6 protein-coding genes and 1 tRNA gene are annotated in these 9,283 nt (G+C 53.7%); 5 read left to right on the top strand and 2 right to left on the bottom strand.

All coding sequences use genetic code 11. From position 1 onward, the window contains the following. Nucleotides 1-94: 94 nt before the first annotated feature. Nucleotides 95-171: transfer RNA gene (locus AC222A_RS17975), tRNA-Arg, on the bottom strand. A 222-nt stretch (nucleotides 172-393) separates the two neighbouring features. Between AC222A_RS17975 and AC222A_RS17970 the strand changes: the two genes are divergently transcribed. Together AC222A_RS17970 and AC222A_RS17965 are read left to right on the top strand one after the other, a co-directional pair. Then, complete coding sequence (locus AC222A_RS17970) at nucleotides 394-1,446, top strand: GAF domain-containing protein (RefSeq protein ID WP_372764215.1); 1,053 nt, start codon at nucleotides 394-396, stop codon at nucleotides 1,444-1,446. Nucleotides 1,447-1,539: 93 nt separating this feature from the next. After that, a complete protein-coding gene (locus AC222A_RS17965; protein ID WP_486775373.1) occupies nucleotides 1,540-2,241 on the top strand; it encodes a transposase in 702 nt (233 codons plus the stop codon). 31 nt (nucleotides 2,242-2,272) lie between these two features. Here AC222A_RS17965 and AC222A_RS17960 read toward each other — a convergent pair whose 3' ends face one another. Then, a complete protein-coding gene (locus AC222A_RS17960; protein ID WP_372749734.1) occupies nucleotides 2,273-3,199 on the bottom strand; it encodes a mechanosensitive ion channel family protein in 927 nt (308 codons plus the stop codon). Nucleotides 3,200-3,642: 443 nt separating this feature from the next. Between AC222A_RS17960 and AC222A_RS17955 the strand changes: the two genes are divergently transcribed. The 3 genes from AC222A_RS17955 to AC222A_RS17945 are packed head-to-tail and all read left to right on the top strand — an operon-like array spanning nucleotide 3,643 to nucleotide 8,950. Further along, the gene (locus AC222A_RS17955) at nucleotides 3,643-8,181 is read left to right on the top strand and encodes a DUF6531 domain-containing protein (protein ID WP_486775372.1); all 4,539 of its coding nucleotides are present in this window, start codon (nucleotides 3,643-3,645) and stop codon (nucleotides 8,179-8,181) included. Further along, nucleotides 8,178-8,720, top strand: a complete 543-nt coding sequence (locus tag AC222A_RS17950; RefSeq protein WP_486775371.1) for a hypothetical protein — start codon at nucleotides 8,178-8,180, stop codon at nucleotides 8,718-8,720. The genes AC222A_RS17955 and AC222A_RS17950 overlap by 4 nt, the downstream gene beginning before the upstream one ends. Nucleotides 8,721-8,731: 11 nt before the next feature. Next, on the top strand, nucleotides 8,732-8,950 hold the full coding sequence (locus AC222A_RS17945; protein ID WP_372783834.1) for a hypothetical protein: 219 nt from the start codon (nucleotides 8,732-8,734) through the stop codon (nucleotides 8,948-8,950). The last annotated feature ends 333 nt before the right edge of the window (nucleotides 8,951-9,283 follow it).

Below are 9,283 nucleotides of genomic sequence, written 5' to 3'. Positions count from 1 at the left end.
CAAGGTTGGCTCGCGTAGGCAATTGCGGGAGTGCGCGGGATGATGGAGGGAGGAGAAAGAGTGCCCCAACTGCATGATGTTATGCGGGTGTTGATGGCCCGCCCGAGAGGATTCGAACCTCTGACCTCTGCCTCCGGAGGGCAGCGCTCTATCCAGCTGAGCTACGGGCGGTTTTCTGCGGGCTGGCACTATATCAGAACGCAGAAATCGCATCAATTTGCCCTGTAGGCGCTTGGTAAGATACCTTTCCTAACTGCTATGTTGAGCATTGGGCGGGTAGCTCGTGTAGTTACATTCTGCTTTATTGTGACGCTTAGCTAACGTAAGCATTTTCGATGCGCTAAACTCATCGAATTAGTGTCGGACTGGCACCTTTGGATTACAAACAAAAATATGAAACCAGCAGAAAGCACGCTAAACGAGAAACAGCGTCAGGAAGTATTAGATAGTCTTGCCACTGTCTATTCGCCGGCTGAAAAGCGATTTGATGACATAACCCGCATGGCGCGTCAGGTATTTGATGTGCCGGTAGCCTTGGTTAGTTTGGTTTCAAAAGACAAGCAGTGGTTTAAATCAACGCAAGGCCTGGCAGCGGCCGAAACGCCGCGCAAAGTTTCATTTTGTGGACACGCGATTCATCAATCGGATGTATTTATCGTGGAAGACGCAAGTCAACACGACTGGTTTGCAGATAATCCGTTAGTTACCAATGACCCGTATGTCAGGTTTTATGCCGGACATCCCCTAGACATAAAGGGTCAGCGCGTTGGTACGCTGTGCCTCTTAGATTCGAAGCCACGCAAGTTTACCGAGGGGCAGATCAACAAGCTGAAAATCCTTGCGGAAAGTGTCGAAGAGCAATTGGCGCTGGCGGTTTTGAGTCCGGGGCAGCAAGCCTTGCTCAGGTCGTTGGGAGAATCTCAGCGTGAGCAACTGATAGACCCAGCTACGCAGATGTGGAACCGGCAAGGCATTGAACGGGTCATGCTGGAAGAATTCAGAATCGCCGGCGCGGAAAATCGTGCACTGGTGCTGGTGACACTTGAGATTGAGGGCTTCGACGCGCTTCAAAAGCAGGCAGGCGAACAAGCTGTCAGTAGTGCACGAATAGCGCTGGCGCGCCGATTGCGAGACGCGGTGGCAAGCAGTGATGCGCTTGGGCTCTATAACGAGAAAACGTTTATGGTTCTCTTCGCGTATGAGAGTGACGAAAATCGAGCCGATAGAGCGCGCGCACTTTTGGCTGCAATAAACGAGACATCGGTAGATGCCGTACAGCAAGAGCGTGTGCTTTACGCCAGAGCGGCCGCGATGACGGCATATTCTCCCGCTAATTTGAGCGTTGTAAATCTGCTATCCCAGACCGATAAAGCACTGACACAAGTGCGAGCCGAGCCGGCCGGGTCCATTCTATTTTTTGATCGCCGCCAGTCCCCCCGCGACTAAAAACCGGGGTCGTATCGAGTATTTTTTGATCAGCTCGAATATTCTGGGCGAACGCGGTATTGTTTAGCCGTGATCAGAGGAAAAGGATTTCCCATGCCACGAAAAACCCGTACCTATCTTCCCGGCGTTCCCGCCCATGTTATCCAGCGCGGCAATAATCGTATGCCGTGTTTTTTCGCAGACCGCGATTATCAATTGTATAAAGAGTTCCTCAAGGTGGCGTTAGAGCGCTATGGAGGGCAAGTGCATGCGTATTGTCTGATGACTAACCATGTCCACTTGTTGGTTACCCCAGAGCATCACGACAGTATTTCGCGCATCATGCAGCATGTCGGGAGGCAATACGTACAATTTATTAACCGGCATTATCAGCGCAGCGGCACGTTGTGGGAGGGGCGGCATCGAAGCAGCCTTATCGACTCAGAGCGCTACTTGCTTGCCTGTTATCGGTATATCGAAACCAATCCGGTAAAAGCAAACATGGTTGCTCGTGCGGCTGACTATCCGTGGTCTAGCGCGCGTTTTCACGCCACTGGTGCGGCTGATGATTTGATTACTCCGCATGCCAGTTATGTCGCGCTGGGTGATGCTTTAGCTGAGCGCTTGAGAGCCTATACGCAATTGTTGGACACTGCGCTGACTGTAAACGAGAGCGAGCACATACAAAATTCGGTGCAGAAAAACCTCCCCACCGGCGGCCAGGAGTTTACCGTTAAAATTGAAACTCAGCTGGGGAGAAGGCTGCGCCCGGGGCGACCGGGAAGGCCGGCCCTAGCGCGCAGCAAGTCAGGGTGATTAAAAAATACTCGATACGACCCCGGTTTTTTTAGGCGGCTTTGTCCAAGCTGAGGGGTAGCGCGGGGGTATCGCCCTGTTTGGTCTGGCCTGCGTACAAGGTCATGTGCGGGAACGGAATTTCGATATCCAGCGCGTCGAAGCGTTTCTTCAGGCGGCGGTTGAATTCACGCAGCACGTGCCACTGATCGCCGGGCTGGGTTTTCATCCGGCAGCGAATAACCACGGCAGAATCGCCAAACGTGGTGATGCCGTGCAGTTCCATGTCGTCAGTGATGCTGGGCCCATACTCCGCGTCGCTGCGTAAGTCGGCGCCTACTTCCTCAATTACCTTGAACACCTGGTCAGTGTCTTCACGGTAGGCCACGCCCACGTTTGCCAGCGCATAACCGTAATCTTTCGTCATATTGGAAACGGTAGTGATGTTGCCGTTGGGAATAATATGCAGTGTGCCGTCCAACGCGCGCATACGCACTGTGCGCAGCCCCAGCGACATCACTTCGCCGGATTTGCCGCCCGCTTCAATGATATCGCCAACGCGAATCTGGTCTTCCGCGAGCAGGAAAAAGCCGGTGATTACGTCGCGCACCAGGTTCTGGGCACCAAAACCAATCGCCAAGCCACCCAGGCCGGCAACCGCGAGAATCGGCGCAATATCCACCCCAATCTCTTTCAGTACCATCATGCCGGCCGCAAGAAACAGCAGCATCCACAACACCGTTCCGAGAATGCCGGTTAGCGTGTCGGCGCGTTTTACCCGCTCGATATCCCCATGCTTGCCGGCAATGGTTTTGTGAACGCGGTTCAACAGTTTGCGACTAACCAGCATCGCCACCCACGCGCCGATCAGAATCAGCACAATCTGCAGGCCCGAAGTGGCCAGCCACGTGAGGGCACCCTCCACCACAGTCGCCATGGCATCGCGGCTGCGGGCGGTCAGGTTTACTAGGTCGTCCATTTGTTTTCCTCCTTAACTACAGTGAGTCGAACATGGGCGCAGGGTAACGTATCGAGAATCGGGAAACTGTCAGTATTCACATTTGGCGGCAGAAACGTGGAAATATTCATGTTTTTCAGGTGTATAGCGGTAATTCACGGTACAAAAACAGGGCGCAGCAGACTTTTTTGCTGCGCTGAGCAGAAAAATCTCACTCCGACCCCGGTTTATTTTGGTGAGTGCTGGAATGGGTTTTATTTCCGTTGGTTAGGTTAAATACCAGGGAATTACTTTAACTTTTGGTGAGGCTGGGGTGCCCAGCGGGCTGGTTTTGATACGAATTCCGCAACATTTGGCGCTATAATTTATTTTATGATAATTATTAATTTGCCTGAGAATAATTTGGCGTTCATCGCATCGGGCAAGTGTGCAGCAAAATAAAAAGCACAAACACGGTGACAATCATGTATCAACGGATTTTTGCATGTCTCCGCTCAGCTCCGGTTGCCGGGCTTGCGGTGTTTCTCTTTAGTCAGACCGTGCCGGCGCACCAAGTTACGCCAATGCAGCTCGATCTGTATCCGGGGCAAACCAGACAGGTTTCAGTGAAGGATGCAGGAACCTGCAAAGCTTTCGTGCAGGGAAGGGTGCTGGACACCAAAATCGCGACTGTAGAAGGATATACCCCGGCAGATGCCGAAGGCGTGGAAGTTCTGATCAGCGTCAAGGCGGCTGATCAAGGAGTCGGCGAAACCACGATGGAAGTTACCTGGGTAGGCGAGAACGCCCCGTCGGGAAGCAATCCAAACGCCGAATTGCCCTGTCAGGAAGATAACCGGGAATTTCCGGAAATCGTAAAAATCATTATTAAAGATCCCAAGTCGAAAAAAATAAGTTCCTCCGGTACCTCACTAGACCCGGTAAACACCTTTTCCGGCGAATTCTTTTTTCAGGAAGTTGACGATTTTTATCTCGGTGGCCCACTGCCACTGTATTTCAACCGCTATTACGGGTCGCAATTGCTCAAGGGCGATATAACCGGAGACACCGGGAATAACTGGCTGCACAATTTTGAATGGCGGCTTCACCGGGCAGGCAATATCGTTGTTGTGATTAGTCCGCGTGCGGAGGTATATCAATTCAGCACCGACGGTAAAGGCAACTGGTCTCAGCAGGGCGGGAACGGTCAGCGCCCACTGCAACTGATTGAAAATGGTTCAGACTTTGTTGTGTTTAACGGTTATGAGCAGCTGAGCTATCTGTTTAATAGCGACGGACAGTTGCTTAACGTCAGAGATGGCAAAGGCAATAATCTGGTGCTTAGTTATGAAACGAATACTACGAGAGGCGACTTTGGAAAGCTAAAAAAAATTACAGATGGCTATGGCCGCAGGTTGTATTACTACTATATCAATATTGATGGCGAACAAAAGCTCTACAACGTAGAAACCGATCACGCAGGCGGTGCGGTTGAAGATATTCGGCTTACCTACCAGGCTGAGATGTCATCATCTCCACAAAGCTCCCAAGAGCCTACGCCACTTTCGAGCTCCGGGTCAGAATCTACCACTGCGCCTCCTCCTTCTGAATCAACCGCTAGCAGCAATGATAGTCATAACCTTGTTAGAGTTTCGTACTCCCGAGGCGGTCCGTGGCTGGATTACCGTTATCTAACCTCAGGTTCCATGTTTGATGTGGGTCTGATGACGGCCGCATTGTCACGCGGTGGAAACATGCCGTACGAGCAAAGCTATTTTTCCCGGCTGGATGGAGAGCCATTGTCAGGGCGGGTGAAAACCCAGAAAAATGCGCGCGGTGATACGTTCACATTCACCTACGACACCACTGGTACGCAAACCATTGTGACTGGGCCTGATAACAAAACACTTACCCACACTCACACCAGCGAGGGTATTCTGCAACAGGCCGTGAATGAAGCGGGCGTTACGCTGAATCTGGCAGCAGATAATGTTAGGCGGCATAACGCGATCAAGCGCAGTGATGGCAGCGAAACCCGGCTGACATTCAATCCGCTCAACGGCAAAGTGGACAGTGTGACCAACCGCAATGGTGAGGTCACCCAGTTTGTGTACCAGTCGCGTACCGGTGAAAGCGGTGAGGTGTATCAGGATCTGGTAGAAATCCGATTCCCCGATGGCACCAGCATGCGTCACCAGTATGATGACAGCGGCAACTTGATCAAAACCACCAATCAAGCTGGTGCGGTATGGCAGTACACATATGATGCGAGCGGCTTGCGAACCAGTGCGACAACGCCCGACGGCGCAGTCACCCAATTCAGCTACGACAGTTATAGAAACCTGGTCAGCCGAACCGACTCACGCGGCCACACCACGGCATTCACCCATGACCAGCATGGCCGTCTCCAACAGATAACCTTGCCAGATGGCAAAGTGCAAAATTTCGTGCGCGATCCTCTGGGTCTTGTGCTGCGGGAAACTGACGAAAATGGTAATACCACCACTCACACCTACGGTGATGAAAAACTGTTGACTGGGTTTTCAGGTATCGATGGCGAGCAGTACACATTTGACTACGACAGTAATGTACGTTTGATTTCAGTCAAAGACGCTTTTGCTGATGTGAGCACTCGCAGCTACAGCAACCGAGGCGAGCTCGCAGCGGTAAAAAACAGAGAAGGCAACGTGACCGACTTTGTTTACGACGGCTCCGGAAAGCTTACCGAGGCCATCACCCCGCTGGGTAATCGATGGAAATCTAACTACGACGCAGTTGGCAACTTAATTGCGGCGATCAGCCCGGAAGGAAACGAAGTTCGCTATACCTACGATGCCCTGGGGCAAGTGCTCAGTATTACCGATGCTGAAGGTGGTACTTCACAGTTCAGTTACGATGCGATGGGGCGAATCCTCCGCGCAACCAGTGCGCAGGGCCGTACGTTAAATTACAGCTATGATGCTCTGGGTGGGCTCACAGAGATAGCCTTACCGGGCGGCATCGTTGGTAAATACACTCGCGATAATCAAGGGCGGCTAACGGAGATTATTGATCCTGCCGGCAACAGCTGGAAAAACCAGTATTCCATGCATGGCTTCCTCGAGCAGCGCATCGACCCGCTGGGCCGCAAAGAAACCTACAGCTACGATGAGCGCGGTCGCCTTGCTAGCGTTCAGTACGCCGACGGCACCAGCCAGCAGCTCAGTTACTATGGCCCGGACCGGGTTTTTAGACGTCAATTCTCCGACGACACCTCATTGAACTACCAGTACAACGGCGCAGGGCGATTGATTGCAGCCTCTAGAGGGGTCACGCTCCAATATACTAAAACCTCGCGACTGAATTACAGTAACGGCATCAATGTGAACTATCTGAAGGGTGGGCGAGTAAGCTCCATGAGCCTGCCAGATGCCGGCCTAATCAACTATAGCTATGACGATGAAGGCGTGCTCAGTTCGATCAGTGATTGGGTAGGTGGCACAACAAATTTCGAACGCAATACCGATGGCCAGATCACAAAAATAATTTTCCCCAACGGGATTGAAGAGATCCACGCGCGAGACAAAAATGGCCGTATTACCCTATTGCGACTCGAGCGTGCCGGTGAGGTTCTGGCCAGCATTCAATACAACCGCGATGCCGACGGACAAATCATTCGGCAAGAGCATACGTTGCCGGTAGCCGCGCAGATACCCGGCGACAGTCAGCTGTCACTGTCAGTAGATGCTGCGCAGCAGGTGAGTGGCTTCAGCTACGATGCACGTGGACGTCTACTGGATGATGGCAGCCACCGTTTCGGTTGGGATATTGCATCGCGTGTAACGTCATTACAGCACAAGGACGGCAATATCGCGTTCGGGTATGACGCCTTTGGTGGTGTGATCAGTCGCACGAAAGACAACAACACGAAAACCTACCGCTGGAACATGGGGTTTGAACACCTGCCTGCAGTCAGCGAAATTTCCGATGCGGAAAATACCCGCTACTACGTGCATACGCCCGAGGGTTATCTCCTGTACAGCGTTAACTCTGGCGGTGAGCGCGCGTTTCATCATTTTGATGCAATGGGCAACACAATCCTGATCACCAATGACAGTGGCGAGGTTACCGATACTTTCCAATACACGCCCTACGGTACGCTGCTAGCTCACAGTGGTAATAGCACCACGCCATTCACATGGGGAGGCCGCTACGGCGTGATGCGCGAGCCGGGTACGAGCCTGTACCGCACCTACCAGCGGTTTTACGACGCGGCCACCATGCGCTTTATCTCTCCAGACCCCATTCCCGCCAGGCTGCATCCGCACAGCATCAACCCGTACAGCTTTGCTGCGCTTAACCCGCTGCGGTATCAGGATCCGCTCGGGACAGGCCCCGTCGAAGCCGACGAATCATCGGGGTTGTATGACGTGGTCACGTTGTTGACGGGCGCTGCTGGAATACTGGACCACTACACTAGCTCGGTGGCGGATGGCTTCGACACGCTTGCAACCCACTTGGGTAATGCGCTTACCTCAACGGATACGCCAGACGGTAATAAAGCGGCAAAAGCGCAGGTAAAAAATGCTCAGCGGTTAAAAACGGCAAAAACCGGAGTCAAACTGGTCGGCCAGGTTGGCGCTGGCCTGCAGGTGTTGAGCGTCGGCAACGAAGCGATCAAACTGAAAAATTCGCTCGACCGTACCGATGGAATTTACAAGGCCCGTATCGACGCAGCGTTTGAAAACTACCGCAAACAGATAACCGCCGCGCAGGAGCTGTTCGCAGAGAAACAGATACCGCTGGACGAATTTACCGATATCAATCGCGAGCGCTGGCTGCTCAGGCACCGTGACCACCTCAGGCAAATAGAAAGCAACCTTGAATACCAACTGCGCGGCGCGCAGCGAGATCACGAAAACGACAGCTGGCTTGATGCCATGATTGGCGCCAAAGGGCTGCTGGGTACCTTTGTGCCGGTGCCGCAGAGCTGGTGGCCGGATGTGCTCAACCCGGAAAACAACTACCCGGGGGTGCAGCCATGAAGCCGCTGACAATACTTTTACTCGCCCTGATCGCGATAGCGTCCCACGCCCAGCAGGTGGTTGAATACCGCTATGACGACGCCGGCCGGCTGATTGTGGCCAATTATGGCACCAAGGAAATTCGCTACGAATACGACGCCTCCGGCAACCTGCTCAGCCGCCGGGTACAAAACCCGCAACAAGAGCCTGGCAATGGCGGCGATGTGGTTACCGAACCAAGCACCCCGCCGGGGCAAGTGAAGTCCAGACCGGGCGACAAAAACCTCACACTGGCTGCGTTTGTGGTTGAAAATACTGAATCCGACAGCGTGGTGCTCGATACCGTCACCGTCACCATTTCAGGTGGTCGGGCCGGCGCCATAACGGCGCTGAGGTTAGTCAGCGACAGCAACAGCAACCAGAGTGCCGACGTCGGTGAGCCCATTCTGGCGCGTGAAGGCCACATACCCGAAGATTGCATCGTACGGTTTTCACTGGCCCAGCCGATAACACTCGCGGCCGGCGAATCCCGGCGTTTTGTCGTCGTCACCGATTTCTAACGAGGTAAACCATGAAGGTGAATCAAAAAGCATTGATCGTTGCTGCCTGTATTGGATTACTCAGCGCCTGCAGCGGTGACGGCTCCACGCCATACGTTGAATTTGCGGCTCCCGACAACAGTGTTGGCGTGGCAGGAATAGAGGCCACGGCCACCAAATCCAGTACTGGCCAGCAAACCCCCCTGGCCGTTAACAATGTGAATGCCAGCACCGTCACCGTAACGCAGTAGAGCGCCAGCGCCGGCAAGGCCAGCTCCCACAGCCGAACCAAAGCCGCAAACTATCGCCTGCAAGGCAGGCTCTGCCGCGAATCGGTGGGAGCCCCAATTGTGGGGGCCGGCCCCGCCGGCGAATAACCCCGGAACCACGAAAGCCCCACCCCATCGCCTGCAAGGCAAGCTCCCACCAGCAGCCCCAATTGTGGGAGCCGGCCCCGCCGGCGAATAACCCCGGAACCACGAAAGCCCCACCCCATCGCCAGCACGGCAATCAACCACCAGCAGCCCCAAATGTGGGAGCCGGCCCCCCCCGCGAATAACAACCCGCCCCCCGAAAAACACCAC

The organism is Litorivivens sp. (assembly GCF_057445395.1).
Note: the sequence above shows the minus strand (reverse complement) of the source record. Positions and strands in the feature narration are given on the sequence as shown.

What these genes read in the sequence shown, in the direction of transcription:
- AC222A_RS17970 (WP_372764215.1), top strand. Translation starts at nt 394, where the DNA reads ATGAAACCAGCAGAAAGCACGCTAAACGAGAAACAGCGTCAGGAAGTA.
- AC222A_RS17965 (WP_486775373.1), top strand. Translation starts at nt 1,540, where the DNA reads ATGCCACGAAAAACCCGTACCTATCTTCCCGGCGTTCCCGCCCATGTT.
- AC222A_RS17960 (WP_372749734.1), bottom strand. Translation starts at nt 3,199, where the DNA reads ATGGACGACCTAGTAAACCTGACCGCCCGCAGCCGCGATGCCATGGCG.
- AC222A_RS17955 (WP_486775372.1), top strand. Translation starts at nt 3,643, where the DNA reads ATGTATCAACGGATTTTTGCATGTCTCCGCTCAGCTCCGGTTGCCGGG.
- AC222A_RS17950 (WP_486775371.1), top strand. Translation starts at nt 8,178, where the DNA reads ATGAAGCCGCTGACAATACTTTTACTCGCCCTGATCGCGATAGCGTCC.
- AC222A_RS17945 (WP_372783834.1), top strand. Translation starts at nt 8,732, where the DNA reads ATGAAGGTGAATCAAAAAGCATTGATCGTTGCTGCCTGTATTGGATTA.